This is a genomic window from Gimesia sp. (assembly GCF_040219335.1).
Taxonomy (GTDB): Bacteria; Planctomycetota; Planctomycetia; order Planctomycetales; family Planctomycetaceae; genus Gimesia.
Map to the genome: position 1 here is coordinate 96,215 of NZ_JAVJSQ010000026.1, position 21,491 is coordinate 117,705.

15 protein-coding genes are annotated in these 21,491 nt (G+C 51.7%); 9 read left to right on the plus strand and 6 right to left on the minus strand.

What is annotated here, in order from left to right:
- The first annotated feature begins 90 nt into the window (after nt 1-90).
- Nucleotides 91-513 (plus strand): GNAT family N-acetyltransferase, encoded by a 423-nt coding sequence (locus tag RID21_RS20370; protein WP_350192038.1) that lies wholly within the window; start codon nt 91-93, stop codon nt 511-513.
- 8 nt (nt 514-521) lie between these two features.
- Here the strand turns inward: RID21_RS20370 and RID21_RS20375 are convergent, their stop codons facing one another.
- The 4 genes from RID21_RS20375 to mfd all read right to left on the minus strand — a co-directional run bounded on the left by RID21_RS20375 (nt 522) and on the right by mfd (nt 11,654).
- Complete coding sequence (locus tag RID21_RS20375) at nt 522-1,148, minus strand: peptidylprolyl isomerase (RefSeq protein ID WP_350192040.1); 627 nt, start codon at nt 1,146-1,148, stop codon at nt 522-524.
- Between the two features lie 289 nt (nt 1,149-1,437).
- Nucleotides 1,438-6,459: a secretin GspD/PilQ domain-containing protein gene (locus RID21_RS20380; protein WP_350192042.1), complete on the minus strand. Its 5,022-nt coding sequence runs from the start codon at nt 6,457-6,459 to the stop codon at nt 1,438-1,440.
- A 400-nt stretch (nt 6,460-6,859) separates the two neighbouring features.
- On the minus strand, nt 6,860-8,131 hold the full coding sequence (locus RID21_RS20385) for a peptidylprolyl isomerase (protein ID WP_350192044.1): 1,272 nt from the start codon (nt 8,129-8,131) through the stop codon (nt 6,860-6,862).
- A 187-nt stretch (nt 8,132-8,318) separates the two neighbouring features.
- Nucleotides 8,319-11,654: a transcription-repair coupling factor gene (gene mfd / locus RID21_RS20390; RefSeq protein ID WP_350192046.1), complete on the minus strand. Its 3,336-nt coding sequence runs from the start codon at nt 11,652-11,654 to the stop codon at nt 8,319-8,321.
- A gap of 209 nt (nt 11,655-11,863) precedes the next feature.
- Between mfd and aroB the strand changes: the two genes are divergently transcribed.
- The 7 genes from aroB to RID21_RS20425 all read left to right on the plus strand — a co-directional run bounded on the left by aroB (nt 11,864) and on the right by RID21_RS20425 (nt 17,712).
- Nucleotides 11,864-13,036 carry a 3-dehydroquinate synthase gene (gene aroB / locus RID21_RS20395; protein ID WP_145442476.1) on the plus strand — a complete coding sequence of 391 codons (1,173 nt, stop codon included), beginning with the start codon at nt 11,864-11,866 and terminating at the stop codon, nt 13,034-13,036.
- Nucleotides 13,037-13,368: 332 nt separating this feature from the next.
- On the plus strand, nt 13,369-13,758 hold the full coding sequence (locus RID21_RS20400; RefSeq protein WP_350192048.1) for an Hpt domain-containing protein: 390 nt from the start codon (nt 13,369-13,371) through the stop codon (nt 13,756-13,758).
- A 45-nt stretch (nt 13,759-13,803) separates the two neighbouring features.
- A complete protein-coding gene (locus RID21_RS20405; protein WP_350192050.1) occupies nt 13,804-14,397 on the plus strand; it encodes a response regulator in 594 nt (197 codons plus the stop codon).
- 197 nt (nt 14,398-14,594) lie between these two features.
- Nucleotides 14,595-14,996: a PilZ domain-containing protein gene (locus RID21_RS20410; RefSeq protein WP_350192052.1), complete on the plus strand. Its 402-nt coding sequence runs from the start codon at nt 14,595-14,597 to the stop codon at nt 14,994-14,996.
- Between the two features lie 124 nt (nt 14,997-15,120).
- Nucleotides 15,121-15,831 carry a YggS family pyridoxal phosphate-dependent enzyme gene (locus RID21_RS20415; protein WP_350192054.1) on the plus strand — a complete coding sequence of 237 codons (711 nt, stop codon included), beginning with the start codon at nt 15,121-15,123 and terminating at the stop codon, nt 15,829-15,831.
- A gap of 16 nt (nt 15,832-15,847) precedes the next feature.
- Entirely contained in the window at nt 15,848-16,162 is a 315-nt protein-coding gene (locus tag RID21_RS20420; RefSeq protein WP_350192056.1) for a DUF167 domain-containing protein, read from the plus strand.
- 239 nt (nt 16,163-16,401) lie between these two features.
- Complete coding sequence (locus tag RID21_RS20425) at nt 16,402-17,712, plus strand: PQQ-binding-like beta-propeller repeat protein (protein ID WP_350192058.1); 1,311 nt, start codon at nt 16,402-16,404, stop codon at nt 17,710-17,712.
- Between the two features lie 116 nt (nt 17,713-17,828).
- Here RID21_RS20425 and RID21_RS20430 read toward each other — a convergent pair whose 3' ends face one another.
- The gene (locus tag RID21_RS20430; protein ID WP_350192060.1) at nt 17,829-18,623 is read right to left on the minus strand and encodes a hypothetical protein; all 795 of its coding nucleotides are present in this window, start codon (nt 18,621-18,623) and stop codon (nt 17,829-17,831) included.
- 1 nt (nt 18,624) lies between these two features.
- Nucleotides 18,625-20,085, minus strand: coding sequence for a MotA/TolQ/ExbB proton channel family protein (locus RID21_RS20435; protein WP_350192062.1), 1,461 nt, complete (start codon nt 20,083-20,085; stop codon nt 18,625-18,627).
- 372 nt (nt 20,086-20,457) lie between these two features.
- On the opposite strand from RID21_RS20435, the gene RID21_RS20440 reads away from it, so the two are divergent.
- Nucleotides 20,458-21,480 carry an ROK family protein gene (locus RID21_RS20440; protein ID WP_155365738.1) on the plus strand — a complete coding sequence of 341 codons (1,023 nt, stop codon included), beginning with the start codon at nt 20,458-20,460 and terminating at the stop codon, nt 21,478-21,480.
- The last annotated feature ends 11 nt before the right edge of the window (nt 21,481-21,491 follow it).

Below are 21,491 nucleotides of genomic sequence, written 5' to 3' on the forward strand. Positions count from 1 at the left end.
GAGATATCGATCCTGCGTCCGCGCTCTCATTCGTTTCTGGCAGGTCATTCCCCGAAAAAGACCACCATTTCAGTACGAAAACCTTGGAAGATGATTGACCAGATAGAGATTCGCCCTGCTAAACATGAGGATATCACCCCGCTCTCCGAATTCATTGTCCCTTTCGTAGAGCAAGGCAAGATTCTGCCACGGACCTCAGAAGAACTGGATGAACTGGTTGAAACCGGATTTGTGGCGATCGAAGCAGGTACTGAGATAGTTGGATTTGCTTCCCTGGAAATCTACTCTCGTAAACTGGCAGAAATCCGCAGTCTGGTAGTCGCAGATCACCGTCAGGGAATTGGAGTAGGGAAAAAGCTGGTCTCCGCATGTGTTGATCGCGCACGACAGCGGAATATCCTGGAAGTCATGGCAGTGACGTCTTCAGACGTATTCTTCCGAAGCTGCGGGTTTGATTTCACATTGCCTGGTGAGAAAAAAGCGCTGTTCATCCAGCCGCATCCGACAGAATAAACCTCCAATCAGCGTTTCCCGTTTTTCACGACTGATGCTTTGACAATGTAATCCAGTCGAGGGAATTCGCGTTTCAGGTAGGCATTACCTTCAAGCTGAAGTCGTGCCTGCGAGGGACCGCGTCCTCGAGGCGCAGCCTCACCGTAGCCGTTATACAGGGTATCCACAACGCGCATACCTTCCGGGGAAATATAACCAAAGGGTGCGAACCCCATCTGATCCAGCCGCCGGTTATCCTGAAAATTGATGAAGAGCTGAGTGGTTCTGGAATTGGGCGCTCCCGTTTTCGCGAAAGTCACATAGCCCCGCAAATTGGATTTGGCAACTGGATCATCCTGAATTGTCTGATCCCGCCACTTGGCCTGTGTATCAGGATCGCCGTTGATACCCACCTGGGCCATAAAGCCTTCAATGACCCTGAAGAAAGCACACTGGTTGTAAAAGCCTGAGTTTACCAGCTCATAGAAACGGTCTGCTCCGTGGGGACTCCACCTGCGTTGCACATCGATGTAAAATGTCCCTTTGGTGGTCTCCATCTTCACCTGATAGGTTGCTGGTGCCTCCGCCAGGCAACTCGAAGCGCCCAGCATTACCGTAGCTGCCATTATCCAGACCAATGTGAATAAGATTTTCATCGCAACATCCCTCTTGCTTGTCTCTGTGAAATTGCAGGGTCTCTCACGCCTCATTGAAGCGTTCAGTCTAATCAATTTACCGCAGATTTCACAAGAGGGTTTCGAAAGGCAGCTTCCAACACAACTACTGGAGTTGAACTGCGATTAATAGAAAAAAGCCGCCGCGAATCAGGGGGGGAGAATTCGCGACGGCCAGAGCCCGGGGCTGCTGACGATCAGCCCCTCTGCAGATCCCGCGATCTGCAATTTCCAGGAATCGCCCGATTTCTCAGGCGATTCCTATTTCCTTTTAATATCCGAGGAGAGCTTCCTCTTCTTCTTCCTGAATGATGATTCGTGGTGTGACCATCATCATCAGGCTTTCGGTTTCACGACCAACCCCGGTGTTCTTGAACAGTCGGCTGACATACGGCAGCTTGTTCAGGATCGGGACACCAGCCATGCTGCGTCCTTCGCGGAGTCGTTTGACGCCACCCAGGAGAACAGTACCACCATCGGGCACACTCACAGTTGTGGTGACAGTCACCTGTTCCACCACAGGCTGCTGAATGGTTGTGGTTCCCAGACCACCGCCACCATTCTGGCCCTGCTGGCCTTGCTGGCCCTGTTGGCCCTGTTGACCTGTCTGGCCGCCAGCACCACCACCGCCACCGATACCACCGATACCACCCAGGCCGGCACCAACCCCGTTTCCGAAGTTACCACCACCCTGTTGACCGAGTTGACCACCCTGCTGGCCTTGTTGCCCCTGCTGACCCTGCTGGCCACCAGTGGTTCCACCCTGGAAGGAGAAGGTAAAGACGTCGGTCACGTTGGTGAAGTTCGGGTTCACTGAGAGTCGCACATAACGGCGGTCTGCGGAGATCACAGCTGACACAGTCAGTGAGACCCCTTCAGGAATGTTCGCGATGATCGGCGTGAATCCGACTGAGAAGTTACCCACGGTGGGCACCAGGCTGATCACGAAGGGTCGCGATACGTTACTGGTCACAAAGGCGACCTGACCGTTAAACAGTGTTACTTTCGGAGCGAACATCAGGTTCGATCGTTCATCTGCCTGAGCGGCGTTGATGAAGAAGAAGGCTTCGATGTCACTCAGAATTGCCAGACCCACGTTCACACCAGCGTTCGCATTGAAGCTGCCGAACTCAGGTACACCGATTTCGAATGATCCCTGACGGAACTGCACATCCAGGTCTGGAGTGAAGGATTCCGGAGAGTCCATACCGACAATCGTACCTTTCTTGGGCCAGTTGTCGAAGTTAAGCAGGGTTCGTGAAGGTGGGTTACTGAAGGGAGCAACACCCTGGCCACCAGTCTGACCACTCGTCGTAGTCTGTCCCTGCTGACCACCCTGGCCGCCCTGGTTATTATTGTTACCACCGCCGCCACCGCCGTTCTGGTTTCCACCCAGCAGGTCGACCTGACCGAAGGCAGGAACCGGGTTGCCGTTGTTGTCAACGGTTGGACCGCCGACGGTATCAGCTACGTTGAAGTCAAAGTCGACACCAATTCGCTCGAAGAAGCGATCGGAGACGGTTACAAAGCGGACTTCAATGGTGACCTGCAGGTCCTGCAGACGTCGCAGCTGTTCCAGCAGGTTGGCGATTTCATCATGTACCTTCTGTGTCTGACGAATCACCAGACTCAGAGTCGTTTCAAACGGACGCACGCTGCCTGCCCCACCGATTTCTTCCCAGGAATCGGGCTCGACAGTGGAGACAATCAGTTCGGTCAGTGAATCGAAGTCAATGTTGGATCCACCACCGGCAACCTTGGCAGTCGGAGCATTACCGGACCAGGGATTGGCACCGGGAACACCACCAATCAGCGGATCAGCAACCTGGAAGTTACCGGGAGTCGACTGGTTACCGCCGATACCGGATCCAAAGCTGACTGCACCCATCTGACTGTAAGGGTTGCTGGCCATGCTGCCGTTTGCAGCGAAGTTAGGAATGGGAACCACCAGGTCAGCCACAGGGTAGGTCATTGTTTTCAATGTACCCTGCTGACGAATACGGCTGGTGATCTTCAATACTTCGTTATCAATTGTGTAAGACAGGTTCAGCGGTTCCAGGAGCAGGTTCAGGGCACTCCGCAGTTTGATGCCGTTCACGTTGATCGTGACGGGTGCGTCGGTGGTAACCCCTTCCTCTTCCAGTCCCAGGCTGTCCAGGAAGATGTTAATCCCGGTCAGTGCCTGAATCTTGTTCATCACATTCGACAGCGGCTCGCCTTCGAATGCGAGGTTCACCGGACGATCCAGGCTCTCCTCGATCTGAATTTCGCGTTCCGTTTTCTGGTTGTGATTCTTAGCGTGATATTTTTCACGACGTTTGGTTAATTCAGCCCACTCTTTGGCATCCTTTCCAAACTTGATATCGGGTGTGTAGGCATCAGCCAGTGCTTCTTCTACATCGTTCAGCTGATTCCAGACATTCTGTTCTTTACGATCACGCATGGAGTTGTTGGATTCTTCGCGACGCAGGAAGCGAGATTTCCATTCCATGGTGACGGTAACAGGGTTCTGCGGATCCAGATCTTTGGCCTGTTTAGCAACCACTTCTGCTTCCGCATAGCGTCGCTGATCGATCAGTTCGTTGAACTTCTCTACCAGGTCGGCCAGTTCCTGTTCGACACGAATCTTATTTTTGATACGTCGGTTGATATACTCTTCAACCTCTTCGTTCTTCTTCTTCAGTTCTTCCAGTGGAGCAACCTGCTTGCGGAAAGAGTCGATTGAAGTACGAGTACGCTGCAGCGAGCCGATCAGTGCCTGAGTCGATTTCTGATTCAGGCTGGAGTTTTCGACTTTAGCCATAGCCTGGTCGATAATTCCCAGAGCTTCGGTCGGAGCAGATTCCCGCATTCTTTCAGCTTTGAAGATGGCATTCAGAACTTCTGAACGAAGTCGGCTGAATTCGATCGCCTGTTTCTGTTCAACCAGATCAATGTTGCTGGGCTGATCAGAGGCGGCTCCCGGTACATCGGTTGAGGTCTGGCTGGCAACCTGACGAATCTTGTCAGTTCGTGAAGGAGCCAGTTCTCGGACTGCATCCTGCAACTGCTGTGCACGATGAGTGTCAAGTTTTTCACCAGACTGGTAAGCAGCCAGGAATGCCTGATAAGCGGCACCACGGTCGCCTTCGGACAGTCGCTGCATACCAAGGTTATAGAGTTCCAGAGCAGAGGCACCGGGATGAATCACAGCGATCTCGCTGGCGACATTCTTCTTGGGGGAAACCTGAGCTGTTTGAGTGCTCATGCTGGTTTCCAGATCACGCAGAATGGTCTGAGGACTATCCTCACCCGGTTTGAACTCGGCCCCCACTCTCAGAGCTTCCTGAGCGTTCATGCGGGCAGAGTCAAATCGACCGGCTTTCAGATCTGTACGAGCCTGAGCCACCAGTTTCTGAGAAAACTGTTTTTTACGTTCCTGTTCTGCAGCGTACATTTCTTCCTGTGAGAGTCCGCCAGGCTGTCCAGCCATTTTACGGATGTCTGCCAGGACCTGCTCGGGACGATCTTCGAACAGGCTGTAAGCTGTATCAATTTCCTGTGCCGCTTCCGCCTTCTGACGAGCATCCTGCACCCGACCTTTGGACAGGTCTTCGCGTGCGGAAGAGAGCAGACGACGAGCGTATTCACCATTCGCTTTTCCGTCAGCACTGGTGTTACCAGGATTGAGACGGGTATCGGAAGCAGTTCCGACACGACGGATAAAGTCTTCCGGAGATTCGGTATCAGGTGTGAACTTCAGATCCAGGGTCTGAGCGAGTTTCTGAGCAGATGACGCCAGCATCAGTGCTTCATCTTTATCTCCCTGCTGCAGAGCCAGTTTAGCCTGTTCCATCAGACGGTTCACCCGAGGACGAACAGCGTCCTGATTCTGTTGCAGACCTTTCATACCAGAGATGGTCGCTGCCTCATCGGAAATCCGATCGATGGCTGCCAGTACCAGTTCCGGACGGTCATCAAACAGGTCATAAGAAACTTTCATCTGCTCAACCTGAGCCACTTTCTGGCGTGCGCCAGCGAAGTCCCGTTTCTTGATATCCAGACGAGCCTGTCTCAGCAGTTCATTAGCCTGAGCTTTCGAGTCACCCTGTCCTGCGTTGGCAGCAGCCATCTGAGCACGGTTGACTTCGGTAGAAGCCAGCTGTCCTGCAGACTGAGCACGCTTGATCTCATCCAGGATGAGTTCCGGACGTTCATCAAACAGACGATAGGCAACATCCAGTTGGCTGGCCTGCTGGGCCAGTTCGCGAGCGGAATTCAGATTACCTGAGTTAAGTTCGGCCCGAGCCTGTTTGAGCAGTCGAGTTGCCTGATCTTTGCTGGAGGAACCAGAGTCAGACTGAGCGACCTGCATCGAAGGTTTAGACTGACCTGCGAAGATTTTCGCACCCGTCTTACGTTCGATTTCAGCCAGGATATGTTGAGGGCGTTCTTCAAACAGTTTATAAGCAACATCATAATCTTTAGCCTGCAGGGCAAGAGTGCGGGCATCATCATAGTTTCCGGATTTCAAAGCTGAGCGTGCCTGTTTCAGCAATACAACAGCCTGTTCCTTCTCGGACAGTTTGCGAGTCTGTGTTCCATCGAACGGGTTGGCCCCCGGGTTACCGAAGGGATTGCTTTCAGCAGCTTCTTCTACTGCAGCCACCTGCATCACACCAGAACCGGTTTCGGTAAAACCGCCGGCCTGCTGGATTGGTGAGCCTTTCTGCAGTCGCTGCTCCGCGCGAGCGATATCAGCCAGAACCTGTTCAGGACGTGGATCGAACGGACCGTACTCCAGTTTCAGAGCCGCTGCCTGGCCGGCTTTACGTCGGGCCTTGGCAAACTCGTTTAACTTGAGGTCTTCACGAGCGGACTGTAGTAACTGGCGGGCCAGCTGCTTCTTTTCTTCCAGGGATTTCCCTTGGGCATTTGAATAGCCTGTGGAAAATTCGGAATCAGGAGCAGGAGACTGTGCCCGGACTACCTGTTTGCGTTGAGGAGCGGCAGCTCGTGAACGGGCCCTTCCCAGGTACTCGTTCATTTTGCGAAACTCTGCCTGAGACAAACGTCCGGGAGAGACAGAAGCTTTTTCCAGAGCTTCTACCGCCTCGGAGAATTGTCCCCGCTCATAGTATTGAGTCCCCAGACTCAGATAGTAACGAGCTGAGCGTTGTTGACGCCCAGAAACCGACTGACCGTTACTCTCGACATCAGCAGCGACCTTCCTGGTCGTGTTGCCAAGATTGGCCAGCCACATCGACGCTGCAATCAACGTCGTACAGGCCAGTACTCCAAATGCCTTGCCCAATGTAGGTCCCTCCTTCAAGCCAGAACACCAACTTTGATTATGATTGTTTTGAGGAGTCATCATGACTTCCAACTCGCTATCTAATATGGGTAGGATTTTAGTCCGAAATACGAATTTCGTACCATACGAATTTCGTACATCAATTCTGGGATTTTATTAACAGAAATACGTTTTGTTATGAAAGGTGTGCCCGGAGGCAATCTGAAAACAAACGACTGTAGTTGAGATGAATCGTGATTTGATTTTTTGAGAGTAGAGAGAAGTGTGTGCGGTTAATAATCGATTTCCGCAGATCAGGTCAATATGTTTATGACAATATTTGCAAAAAAGTTTGTACGGTTTTCAAAAAAGTTTTTGAGTCTGTATTTCATGACTTTTGTCTTCATCAGAAGTTCATATTTCATTTTGAATCCGATGTTGCATTTGCAGGTTTTACATCGTCTTCGCGTTCAATTTCAAACTTCGATTCGATAATGGCTTTGGCATACAGTTTATCCAGAATGTCTTTGGTCGCTTTCATTCGAGATTCTGTAATCATGGTCTGTTCCAGTTTTCCCTGAACATCAGCAAAGGGAACATGCCCTGCTTCTTTACGACCATTGACCTTTACGATTTGAAAAGAGCTTTCTGTTTCGAATACCTGGCTGACTTCACCCACTGGCAGTGAAAACAGCGCTTCTTCAATTTCTGCCTCTGCCAGGCTGCCCCGTCGGGTCCAGCCCCAGGATCCGTTCTTATCGGAACGAGTTCCATCAGAGTATTGTTTTGCGATCTCTCCAAAGTCGGCACCGGACTGCAGTTTGTGAATGACTTCATCCAGTACAGCGATGGCTTTGTCCTTGCCGCCGTGCTTGGAGTAAGTAATCCGGATCCGTTGCCACTGCACTTTGGCGGGGACTTCGTAGTCTTTGATACGGGATCGATACCGGGCCAGAACTTCTTCCCGGCTGAATTGATCTTTCGCTTTGGCTTTGACAGCCATGAACTGCACAGCGGACTGCTGCTTCATGAACAGGTCTTTTTCAAAAATCAGACTGCGGCCTTGAGAATTGAGCTTTTCTTCCAGCTCCTGTGGAGAGTTAACTCCCATCTGCTTCTGCATTTCAGGAACCCGCTGATCGTTAAATGCTGTTTCCAGGTGCTGATTCAGCTGATCGAGTTGCTCTTTCTTGAGCGTGCTTTTCATTTCGTGCAGCAGAAGTAGCCGTTCGACATGGCCTTTCAAGTCACGCTTGACGAGTGCCTGTCGTAGCTTTTTGTAATCTTCCGGGTCCATCCGCTGTTCGGCCTGCAGTAACTGGAATTCGTAGACGCCCAGAATATCCGATACGAACAGGGGCAATCCATTGACGATAGCCACAACCGTACTGTCGCGAAGTTCTTCTACATCTTCCCCAGCCGGGCTGACAGAGATTTCCTCGGAGGTAGTCGACGCGGTGACGATCGGTGTTTCGAAAGGGTTGTCGGATTCTGAAAAATCACCTTCGATCAGTTCATTTCGTTCCTGTTTGTGCCGGGCAACTGCAGTCTCTTCGAGTTTCTGCTGCTTGAGAGCGGATTCCAGGCGCGGCGGTGGTGGTCCCAGCACGGGGTTATCTACTTTGGGAGTAGTTTCACACCCGAATAAGCCAGGCAATGCCAGTATCAGAAAATAGATTTGCGCGTGGCGCATCAAGAGCATCCTGCAGTTGATGAACGAACTAATTAATTGGGAATTTGAGAGACAACGTAGTTTCAGATGTTGTCAGCAGCCCGGTTTACATGGGAAATGTAAGGAAGGGAGATTGGACTTCGACACCATCTCAATCATCCCTCTGTGACTGGAATTGAGCTTCTCGATTGCCCAATCCTGAAGCCATTCAGGACGACGAGGCGAGATTATATGCCGGATCGAAACTTTGTTGCAATACCGATTTGAGCTCTAGCATTATAGACTCAACGGCATCTGCCTGTGCTGGCAGCGGGATGTAGGCAGATTTATGATCCACGATTCTCACCGGGATGCGTTTCTTATTACTTTTCGCCAGAGCGAGGATATGATTTTTATCGCGATACCCCAGAACGGCGAAGTGATCTTCCAGATGTATGCTGTCGATCTGCCAGCGCTGACACAAAATCTGTATTTCTTTCAACGCAACAAAAGTGTGTGCTGGTTCGGGGATAGCTCCAAATCGATCCTGCATTTCCTCTTCCAGAGCAGCCAGCTCTTCCAGACTTCGAACCGCAGAAAGTTTGCGGTAAAACTCAATTTTAATTCGCCCGGGAGGGATGTAATCGGAGGGCAGATATGCGGTCACCGGCAGATCAATGGCGACGTGATGATGCTCGCGGAGGGGCTCATTTTTGAGTTTTTTACAGGCTTTTTCCAGAAGCTGGCAATAAAGTTCGTAACCGACGGCGGCAATATGTCCGCTCTGCTCCGTTCCCAGGATATTACCTGCCCCTCGAATCTCGAGGTCCCGCATGGCAATTTTAAACCCTGCTCCCAACTCGCTGTATTCTTCAATCGCCTTTAATCGCTTGGCTGCGATGGGCGTCAGAATCTGACCATCACGCAGCAGCAGGTAGCAGTAAGCCCGATGGTGCGAGCGACCGACGCGTCCCCGCAACTGATGCAGGTCAGACAGGCCATAGTTTCCTGCATCATGGATAAAGATGGTGTTGGCATTGGGAATGTCCAATCCACTTTCCACAATCGTGGTGCAGACAAAAATGTCGACTCGGCCAGACACGAAATCGAGCATGGCTGCTTCCAGCTCTGATTCTTTCATCTGACCATGGCCGATTCCGATACTCGCTTCCGGAACAATCTGCTGAAGCCGATCCGCGTATTTCTGCAAATCGTGAACCCGGTTATGTACGAAATAAACCTGTCCGTTACGGTTCAATTCCCGTACGATCGCATGCCGGAGAAGCTCTTCATCGAAGCGGGAAATACGGGTTTCAATGGGGACCCGATCCCGTGGTGCTGTGGTCAGATTGGAGATATCCCGAATCCCCAACAACGACATATGCAGGGTCCGCGGAACAGGTGTTGCGCTCAAAGTCAAAACGTCAATCTGCAATCGCAGATGCTTGAGCATCTCTTTTGCTTCCACACCGAACCGCTGCTCTTCATCGATGATCAGCAACCCTAAATCTTTGAACTTGATATCTTTCTGAATCAAGCGATGCGTGCCGATCACCAGGTCGACACTGCCACTGGCCATCCCTTCCAGAATTGCCCGCTGCTCTGCTTTGGTCTTGAACCGCGAGAGCCCCGCGACTGTAATCGGATAATCCGCCATGCGCTCACTGAAGGTGCGCGTATGCTGTTCAGCAAGCACCGTTGTGGGAACCAGCATCGCCACCTGTCGGCCGGCATCAATGGCTTTAAAAGCGGCACGAATGGCGACTTCTGTTTTCCCATAGCCGACGTCCCCACAAATCAGGCGGTCCATGGGTTGAGGACGTTCCATGTCGTGTCGCACATCGCTGATCGCATGTAACTGATCACTGGTTTCGTTGTAGGGAAATGACGCTTCAAACTCTTTCTGCCAGTGACTGTCTGGTGGATAAGCAATGCCCGGCTGCGCCGACCGCATTGCCTGCAGCCGGAGCATGTCGCTGGCCATATCTCGCACAGCCTGGGCTGCTTTTTCTTTTTTGCTGGCCCAGCCGCGCGTTCCCAGTTTGGAGAGTTGGGGAACATGTTTTCCACCGCCGATATATTTCTGTACGAGATGGACCAGTGAAACAGGCACATACATCTGGACTTTTTCACGAAATTCCAGTGAGAGATGCTCTTCGCGGCAACCATCTTTCTCCAGCAGTTCCAGTCCTTTGAAGCGGGCAATACCGTGCGTCAAATGCACGACAAAATCGCCTACATTCAGATCCAGAAAGCTGTCGATGGCCCGGCTTTCCACCTTGCGTTTGCGGGGTTTATGGCGAATGTCGGCGCGACCAAACAGCTCATGGTCGCTCAGTACGACGAGGTGTTCGGGAACGATTCGAAATCCCAGCGCCAGATTACCAATGCTGGTTGTGACTCTTTCCGAGATATCCAGATCCGACTCATTCAGCAATTCCCGTAGTCGGTCCTGTTCTCCCTGGTTATGACAGCAAACCACAATGCGGTCCTGTGGACCGGTAATCGAAGCCAGTTCTTCGATCATTTCCGATTTGGCACGTGTGAAGCGTTCAATCGATTCAATCTGCAAATGACAGGAGATCTCCATCGATTCTGCAGAAATCGGGGCGATCGTGACAGTCGGAAAGTCGGTACAACGGGACATGGTTGCCGGGACGCTGAACAGACCACGGGGATTGTCCAGTCGATCCAGGTACCGTTTTCCCTCTTCGATCAACTCGGGGAGTTCGATCAGCACGATACAGGTATCTTGAGGAAGATTATCCAGCAGGCTCTCGGACGCTGTTTCCGCCGAGTCCCGTGCTTCCGTACGTCGTGAGACTGTCTGCCCGCTGTCCGGCGCAATCAGGGTGAGATCGATCTGCTGACAGGTCTCAACGGTCCGCTGTGTCTCGACATCAAACTGTCGGATTGAGTCGATCTCGTCGCCAAACAGTTCAATACGGATCGGTAGTTGAGCGTCGGGAGAATAAATATCCAGGATCCCGCCATGCATACTGAATTCGCCGGGCAGTTCGATCGCCGTGGTGCGCTCGAAGCCCCGCTCCATGAGCCAGCTCATGAACGACTCGGTCTCGATTTCGTCTCCCACACGGAGGGTCCGCGTGGCAGCTTCACGTGCTTTACGACCAGGAACCGGCTGTAACAGGGCGGGAAAGGAGGTAACAAAGACCTGCTGCCGATCTTCAGTAGCAGACTCCAGTTGCAGTAACTGACTGAGAACCCTCAGGCGGGCCCCAAAAACGGCATCAGCCACATCATGTTCGTCGGGGAGTGTCTCCCAGGCAGGAAAGATATCCGGCACCTCTCCCAGAAAACTGGCCAGATCTCCTGTGAATTCATCTATTTCCGCGAGTCGGGGCAACACGACCAGCAACGGTGATTTTAATGAAGTGGCGACCGCTGCGGTGGTCAGCGCGCACGATCCCCCCCAGGCTCCGTCAATTGTCCCGCTCTGGCCGGCCTTGAGAGCCTGCATGACAGCAGAAAATCCATCACTGCGTGCCAGTATCGGGACCAGATCCTGCATCGACTGAATCGGACTGTCGACTGGTTTGATCATATTCGCAGTTATTTTAGCAGGCCGGAGCAGATTGTCACGTGCGGCCCCTGAAAAACACGCTCAGCACTCGATTTCCGTCTTCAGCCGCGTGACTTCAAACTCTGTCAGAGTTAGGATAGAATCACCCGCCAGACCAGCCCGGTCGTGATCAAATCAATAGACAATTCGGGGGCTGTCGTCTTGATTCGATTCTGGATGAAGGAATTACCGTGTCAGAAAGCTTAGATGTTAACGTCGCCCTGGGCCCCCGCAGTTATCATATTTCGGTGGTCAGCCATCAGTTTGACCGGTTTGCAGAGACACTGGAAACCTGGATGAGCCAGAGTCCAGCCTATCATACTGCGATTCAGGAAGGGCATAAGACGGCATTTATTGTCACGGATCGGAACCTCTCGAAACTCCATACTCCCCATATCGAAAAAAGTCTGACTGCCCAAGGCTGGAAATGGGAAACCGCGATCATCGAACCGGGTGAAAAATCAAAGTCACTGCCCGTGATTTCTGAACTGTACGACCGTCTGGTGGCAATGAAAGCTGATCGCCAGACCGTGCTGATTGCTGTCGGGGGAGGCGTCACTGGAGATGCCGGTGGGTTTGTCGCAGCGACTTACGTCCGAGGTCTGCCGTTCGTGCAGGTGCCGACGTCTTTGCTGGCTCATGTCGACAGTTCTGTAGGTGGCAAAGTGGGCGTCAATCATTCGCAGGCCAAAAACCTGATTGGTGCCTTCTACCAGCCTGTGGGAGTCTTTATCGATACGTCTACGCTCGAAACGCTGCCGGAACGCGATTATCGCAGTGGACTGGCTGAGGTGGTCAAGTATGGTGTCATCCTGGATGCCAAATTCTTTCACTACCTGGAAGAGAATGTCACCGGTCTGAATGAACGCGATCCGGAAGTACTGAGAAATATCATCGCCCGCAGCTGCGAACTCAAGGCCGAGGTCGTAGAGCAGGATGAGCATGAACGTACAGGCTTGAGAGCCATTCTGAACTACGGGCACACGTTTGCCCACGCCTTCGAAGCATTATGCGGCTATGGTGAGCTCATGCATGGCGAGGCAGTGGCAATCGGCATGATCTACGCCAGCACCCTTGCGGAAAAACTGGATCTGATTTCGAAGCATGATACGGAACGTCAGATTCACCTGCTCTCTGCTCTGGGATTGCCCGTGCAACTCCCTGAGGGAGTTTCCCTGAGTGCTGATGACATCATTGATCGAATGAAACTCGATAAAAAAACGGTCGGTGGAAAACTGCGATTCGTATTGCCCACCTGCCTGGGGCGCGTGGAAGTCTTTAAAGAAATCCAGGAAGCACTTGTGCGCGAAGTCCTCGCCGAACTGGAGCACTCTGCTACAGCGACAGATGATTTTCAGATTTAATCGAGAGAAGCTTCTGTCGGAGAGAATCCACCTGCAGTGATTTACCTCACAGTGTAAAACACGGCTCTTTTCTATCCGTTTGTGAACTGATGTTTTTCGACATATATATCCGATTTATCAGTCAGCAACCTGCATAGCCGACAAAATCATCACAGAAACGCTCAGTGTTTCTACGCATTTCGAATAATCCACGCTGATCCTGAAAATCAAGAACTAGGTTTGAAATTAGACCAGTTTATTTTTCATTTCAACCGGTTCTCGGGCTTTTTACCTCATCAGTGATCTTCTGCAGGGGCATTTGAAGCCCCCATCCCGGTAAGGATCTCTCCAAAATGACGAATTCAAGTTCAGCTGAGACTACAGGTACCTGGCGTTTGATCCAACCAGAACAGGTTCTGGACATGGCAGTCAACGATGTTGAATTCCTGACCGAACTGATTGATCTGTTTGTGGCCCTGGCCCCGGAACAGATGCAGGACATCCGTCAGGCGATTGACAGTAATGATGCAGGTCTGCTCGCGGAAGTCGCCCACGCCTACAAGGGAACTGTCGGAAACTACACTCAAACCGGTCCTTATCCACTGCTGCAGTCACTGGAAAATGACGGCAAGTCGGCAGACCTCCAGGCGAGCCAGAGCAAGTTTCAAACAATGGAACAAGAGATCAATGCCCTACTGACCGAATTAGAGACCTTAAAAACTGAGGTCAATCAGTCCCTGTAATAGAATTTCAGTTGAGACCAAACCCACCTAGAAGGGTGTACCGCCATGAAAGTTTTAGTCGTTGACGACGTTGGATACACGTGTCACTTCCATACCCGTTTGATTGAACAGTTCGGATACTCAGTCTGTTCAGCCACATCGGGGTTCGAAGCCTTAAAAATGCTGAAAACGGATAACGATATTAATATCGTGATTACAGATCTGATGATGCGCGGCATGGACGGTGTCGATCTTTATATGGAGGCCCAGCATCTGGAACGGTTCACCGATGAAGGCCCCCTCGATCCTCCACAGTTCATCCTGATGACGGCACTCCGTATGGAAAAGAATTCGCAGGATAAAGATGTCATGCGTCTTAAGCTGGCTGACGAACTGGGGATTTCCAAAATCATGTTTAAGCCACTTGATCAGGAAGAACTCAAACAGTCTTTACACGAAATGGCAATGGGCGTGCCCCAGATTTCGTCGTCAGATAAAGCAATCGACCTGTATACTCCCACCCAGAGCGTCAAAGATGTGGTACAGGGCATTATCAACTCCCGTAATTCCGGAGCTGCTGAGCAGTTTATGGAATGCCTGAACGAAGAAGTCTCTTCGTTACAAGACTTTCTGTCCAAACTGCAAACCGTTGAATCATAAAGACTTACTAATCGACACCCCACACAACACATCAAAAGTTATCGATTTGTGTCAGGAGGGATTTGACTGCATTCGTATTGGACCTATAGTTCCAAGAGAGTGAAGGCGTATACAAACACTTTTCATCAAACTGACTGAAATTCAGAACTTAATGAATGTCCCCTCAGTCGTAAGATTTTCTCAAGTGAGTGTAAGTGATGAGTCTGATAAGCCTGGAACAATATAGTGAAAAACAGAACCGTGCCATCAATCGCGTTCTGGACACCCTGGATCGCCTTGACGCGCGAACCAGCGCTCATTATTCAGAAAAGCGGGCGCACGAACGCAAGAATTTCCGCGGGTTGGTCTGGTTGTCGATTCCGGATGGCACTCAGGAATTCGAACAGGCAATGACTAAAGTCTGGTCCCGTTCGATCTCCCAGTCGGGACTCTCGTTTATCTACCCGATGCGCATCTATGAGACCCAGGTTCGCGTTGGAGTTCCCGTGGGCACTGATCAGGTAACCTGGTTCCGAGCTGAAATCGTTCGCCAGAAGGAAGTCGAAGAAGAGCACTTTTGGGAATACGGCGTCCGCTTCCTGGGAAAAGTCATTGCCTGAGTGCATTCCCGTCATGCCTGGCGCTGTTGAATTCGCGTTCTCTACCGGTATGATAATCGTCTGAGCCCGAGAGCCCCCAGATATCGCTCTCGTCTACTGAGAACAGCATGAGGACAGGCCGGTAATGGACGACCTGAATGTGATCATTCACGATAATTACACCCGTATTCAAAACCGCATCGCTGCGGCTTGTCTACGCGCACAGCGCGATCCTAAGTCCGTCAGGCTGGTAGCTGTTACCAAGTACGCCCGGTTAGAGTGGGTTCAGGCACTGGTGGAACTGGGATGCCGGGATCTGGGTGAAAGCCGCACTCCCCAGTTGGAAGAGCGGGCCAGCCTCCTCTCACCCGAACTACGCTGGCACTTCATAGGCCCTTTACAGCGGAATAAGGTCAGACGTACGATTCCACACTGCAGCCTGATTCATTCGGTTGATTCGCTGAAATTGCTGCAGTCCATTGATCGGATCGCTGGTGAATCAGAGTTAAAGTCAGAAGTTCTGATCGAAGTCAATCTCGCAGGCGAAGCAAGCAAAAAAGGATTTTCCCGGGAATCTTTGACTGCAGAATGGGAGTCTCTCTGTCAGATCTCGCATGTAAAGATTGCAGGACTGATGACGATGGCTCCGCATGTCGAAGACCCGGAACGGGCTCGTCCGGTCTTTCGTGAGTTACGCGAACTCCGCGACAAGTTGCAGCAATATTCACCGGAGCATGTCTCGCTCCAGGAACTTTCGATGGGCATGAGTGGCGATTTTGAAACGGGCATCGAAGAAGGTGCAACCCTGGTACGAGTTGGCAGTGCCCTGTATGAGGGGCTGGAGTCCTCTGATTAAAGAATGAGTGTTCATCGTGACATCATCCCTGAACCTGGAATCTGACGGCTCCTCAGTACTGCTGCCGGTACGGGCACAACCGAAAGCCAGCCGGAATCAGATCGAGGGGGTGCACGATGGTCGACTTAAAGTCAGCGTCACCCAGGCCCCGGAAAAAGGAAAAGCGAATAAAGCTCTGCTCAAAGTGTTACAGAATGGACTCCAACTGAAACGATCTCAGATTGAGCTCATCAAAGGGGACACCGCCGGGTTGAAGGTCTTTCGTGTCTCTGACCTGACTCCCGCAGAGCTTCAGCACAGGATTGATACCGCTTTGGGAATCTCCGACTGAGACTGGAACTCTTTATTGTTCACCCTGCCCCGTCTGAAAGAATTCTCTCCGCTCAGTCGGAATTGGAAACCATTGATTGCAGCCAATGGAACCGGCACATATAATCAGCAGAAGCTTACGTGTCTTACCTGAATATCTGCGTCCCGCTTGCCCGAACCACCCACACCCGGAAAGCCGGGAGTGACCCAGACTAATTTCCCCCCTTTGTCTTTAAGATCACACAAAAGGATTAATTGACTATGAGCTTCTCGATGCCCATTCGTCTGTTCCTGGGAGCTTTACTCGTTGGTGGACTGACCATGTCTGCCCATGCTCTGGAACCGACCAAACTCTCTGACTCCTGGGAGCAGTGGCGCGGTCCGAATCGCCAGAACCATTCGTCGGACACCGGTCTCCTGCAGGACTGGAATGCCACGCCCCCCAAACTCATCTGGACAGCGACAGGTCTGGGAAAAGGGTATGCCGGAGTTTCCATTAAGGACAACCGCCTGTTTACCACAGGAAATCTGCCCGAGGGTCAAGCCGTCATCGCCGTTAATATTGATGACGGCAAAATTCTCTGGAAAACCAATCTGCTCGAGCTGAATCCGGAACACGGTTATCCGGGAGCCCGTTGTACTCCTGCCATTGATGGCGACCGTCTGTATGCCATCACCTCCAATGGAGCCATTTCCTGCCTGAGCGTCGCTGACGGCGAAGTCATCTGGACGAAAAACTTCGAGGACGAATGGGATGGTAAAATGATGTCTAAATGGGGGTTCTCTGAATCCCCCCTGGTCGACGGGGACTGGGTCCTCTGCACACCGGGCGGAAAAGACGCCATGATGGTTGCCCTGGACAAAACGACGGGGCGGGAAATCTGGCGAACTTCTGTTTCCGATCTGGGCGACAAAGGAAAGGATGGAGCCGGCTACTCTTCCATCGTGATCTCCAACGCTGGTGGCGTCAAGCAGTATGTACAGCTCACCGGTCGCGGTGTGATTGGCGTACGTGCCAGCGACGGCAAACTGCTCTGGAACTACAATCCGGTTGCCAACGGTGTCGCCAACATTCCGACCCCCATCGTTTCCGGCGATTATGTATTCTGTTCCACCGGTTATGGTACAGGCAGTGCCCTGCTCAAGCTCTCCAAAGAGGGAGATGGTATCAAAGCGGAAGAAGTTTACTTCCTGGATCCCAAGACTATGCAGAATCACCATGGTGGTATGGTCCTCTACAAGGATCATATTTATTGTGGCCACGGTCACAACAATGGCTTCCCCCTCTGCCTCGACCTGAAAACCGGCAAAGTTGCCTGGGGTGGCAAAATCCGGGGTGAAGGTTCCGGATCCGCTGCAGTGGTCTTCGCAGATGGCAATTTGATCTATCGCTACCAGAGTGGCGAAGTCGCTCTGATTGAAGCCAATCCCAAAGAATATGTTCTCAAAGGAAGCTTCAAGGCAGATCAGGTGCTGGGCAAAGCCTGGGCACACCCGGTCGTCTGTGGCGGCAAACTCTACCTGCGGGATCAGGATGTGCTGATGTGCTATGACCTGAGAAAACAGAACTGAGTTCGTCAGTCAACTAAAAAAGAAAAGCTCTGCCAGATCAGACTGGCAGAGCTTTTTGCATATCAAGACAGGTCATCAAGATCATCGCCCGAAAACCAGCTTCGAAGTGACAGCGGTCAACCTGAACTGTTTTTGAACTTACTCAGATCGATTTTACCGTTACCTTCGACGGGCAGCTTCCCGTTGGGACAATAACGTGAACGAGCCACGCTGGAAGCAATATTGTAAGTGTAGACGGCATCCTGACGAATCAGGAAAATCACGGTCCCTTTCGGCTGAGCACCGATTTTATCGAGCATCTCCACGAACGGCAGGCTTTTGCGGAGGTCGTCGCGACGGACATGTAGATCCTTGGAGGGACCGTCCAGGACAACAATTCCGTTTTTCGTACATTCGATAAAGGTCGGGTTCAGATCAACGCCACTTCCACCCGGCTGAATCCTGACTTCGGCAGCGACCGGGTTTTCCCGTTTATCCAGTTCCTTCTTGAGCTTATCAATTTCTTCCTGGAGCTTCCTGGGATCGTCCTTAATTTCTTCGATCCGCTTTTCCAGACGATTGGCTTCGGCCAGCAGCTTTACTTTCTCTTCCGGCTTGATGTCAGAAGGCAGTTTCTGTTTTTCCTGTTTGAGCTTCTTCAACTCTTCCAGTGCCAGCATCAACTGGCGATTCAGTTTCGATAAATCTGCGACCTCAGTCTCGACCTCTTCCAGCTCCGACTCTTTCTCTTTGATCTCCTTAATGTTCTCTTCGTATTCTTCTACGCGTTTCCAGGAGTCATCCTGCTGATCCATCTGGCTGAGCGCCATGGCGGTAATCATCAGCGTCAGCACACCAATCACGCAGGCAAGAATACTCAGAAACGGGAAGAGAGAGACCGTTTCTTCATCACTTTTCTTTCGTCTCGCCACGTTATCTTACTTTCTTTGAATTCCCAAACAGTCCCCAGCGCTTGCGGGGGGCTTCTACCTGCTGAATCAGAACCTGTTTCTCTCCCAGGTTGGTCAGCACGGTATTCAGTCCATTCAGTCCCTGCTGAACACCATTGAAAGACTGGGTCAGCACACCGGCGGCTTCGGCCATCTCGGTTGCTTCACCATTCATCTGCTCCAGATGTGAGGTGTGAGCAGCCTGCAGCTCGGTCATCTTCCCTTCAACCGTTTCCAGTTGCTTGACAACTTCCTGAACCTGCGAAAGCTGCTCTTCCTGCTGTGCACGGATTTTTTCGTCGATCTTGTCCCAGGATTTCATCACCGATTGAGACAGCGTTTCACCAATGCCCTCCAGCTTTTCTATCCATGTCTTCAACTCGGCATGGTGATTGGCCATCGCTTTATCGATGGTTCGCTGAATGAGGCGACGATGATCTTTCTCGTCTCCTCCGCCGCCACCATGCTCGCTTTCCTTGAGTCGCTTCAGCAGGTTTTCATTACAGTATTCATCAACCCAGTTCAACAGGTCTTCTTCCGATTTCTGCATGGAACTGCTGGGGAACATCACCAGCATACTCATCACAAGTGCGACCAGCGTCGTATCGAACGCAGTCGACAAACCACCGGTCACACTTCCCAGTGACTCTTTCAGAGCGGAAATATCCTGGGCTTTATCCATACCGCCTGAGAACCCCCCCACCGCGGCACTAATCCCGATCACGGTTCCGATGAACCCGAGAATCGGAATGGCCCAGATGAAGACTTTGAGAATCGTATAACTGGAATCAACGGCGGTCGCATCGATTTCCGATTGTGACTGCAGTCGGTTGGAAACTTCGGAACTGCTTTTCAGAACCCGGAAATGCTCGAGACCTCGCAGAACCCGGTTCACCAGAAAGCTTTCCCGCGGATCAACGGGGAGATTTCTCACGTGATCGATAAATTTAGGGACAGTTTTCTCAGAGATGTCTTCCGAAATGTCCGTGGGCAGTGTGTCAAACAGCATTGATTCCTTCTGTTTGACCAGCTTGAAGTATTTCAGAACGAGGATGGTGCCGGACCAGCTCATCAGAAAGACAAGAGCATAAGGCACCATGCCGCGGTCCAGGAAGAGTTCCCCAAAGTAGTAATTCCGAATGGGAAACATCAGTGCGAGATAGGCGATGGAGATACCAACGGCAATCAGACCACTCTTGGAAAGACTGACTTCAGTCCCGTCAGCCCAGCCGCTGGATACGTGTTTTTTGGTTTCCCGACTACTGGTTGTCGATTTGCTCGCTGAGGAACTGCTGACATCAACCGACGTATCGATGATGGGCGTTTCAGGCTTTTTGACTGTCATCGTATGATGGCAATAAGGACAGCGGACTTTCTTACCAACGTTCTCATCGCGGACTTTGAGTTTTTTGGAACACTTTTCACAAGGAAACTGGAAATACATTACTCGGGAACCCTAAGGACTTATAAACTTACGTACACAGCGCCTTTCCAGAGAAATTCGCTTCACTTACATTTCGATTAGTTTATCCAAGTTGACGCAGACACTAAAGTCAACAGCGGACTGGATTCATATCCGAGGCTGAATCCACTATAAATGGGGACTAATCCCGCTCAAATCCCGTATCATCGACTCCATTTGCTAAAGAATCGTATAAATTTCTTGCTCCATCTTGCTTCTCGAGTTCTAAAACCGTCAGAATTCACGAGATAAGAACTTTTCGCTATAATAAAATGAGTTCAGTCGGGAAGTGGCGAGCCGCTTCTAATGCTGACACACCAGCAGAGCGAAATCCTAGAGATAGAAAACTGGAAGATGTCTACTGATTCAGTTCAACCAAAGAGCGGCTACTGGGCAGGTTTTGATCTGGGGGGCACGAAGATGCTCGCCAAGATCTTTGATGCACAATATAAAACCCTGGGAAAGAAACGCCGAAAAACCAAGGGACACGCAGGGGTGGAACTCGGTCTTGAGCGGATGGCTCAGACAATTCACCAGGCCCTGGAAGAAGCGGGACTCACACCCGCCGAACTGGCGGGGATCGGCGTGGGTTGTCCAGGACCGCTGGACCTCGAACAGGGCATCATCTTCGAGGCCCCCAATCTCGGCTGGTACAATGCCCCGGTTAAACAGGTGCTGGAGAAAGAGTTCGGTTGCCCTGTGATCCTCTGTAATGACGTGGATGCGGGTGTCTATGGCGAATACCGATTCGGCGCCGCCCGGGGGGCGAGTTCGACGCTGGGCATCTTTCCGGGGACGGGGATCGGCGGAGGAGCCGTCTATCGGGGACAGTTGATTCAGGGCAGTAAGAGTTCCTGTATGGAAATCGGGCATATCAAAGTCCTTCCGGGAGGTCCCGAGTGCGGGTGTGGACAGTATGGCTGTCTGGAAGCGCTGGCCAGTCGACTGGCGATCTCCGCCGCTGCAGCTCAGGCAGCTTACCGGGGTGACGCTCCCAAGCTCCGCTCGCTGGCAGGTACTGACCTGTCTGATATCCGCAGCGGTATTCTGGCTTCCTCGATCAAAGGGGGCGATGAAAGTGTACGAAAAATTATTCTGCGGGCTGCCGAGTACATCGGAATTGCAGCAGGTAACATGGTCCACACCCTTTCCCCGGAAGTCATCGTACTGGGAGGGGGACTGGTGGAAGCGATGCCCGACCTGTTCGTCGAAGCGGTCTCGGAAGCCACGCGGCACAATGTCATGCCGACATTCAAAGATTCATTTAAAGTCGTCGCCGCCCAGCTGGGAGATGATTCCAGCGTCATGGGTGTAGCCGCCTGGGCTCAGAAGGTCATTCAGGAACAGTCATCCTCGAGAATTAAAACACAGGTATGAACACAAAAGAT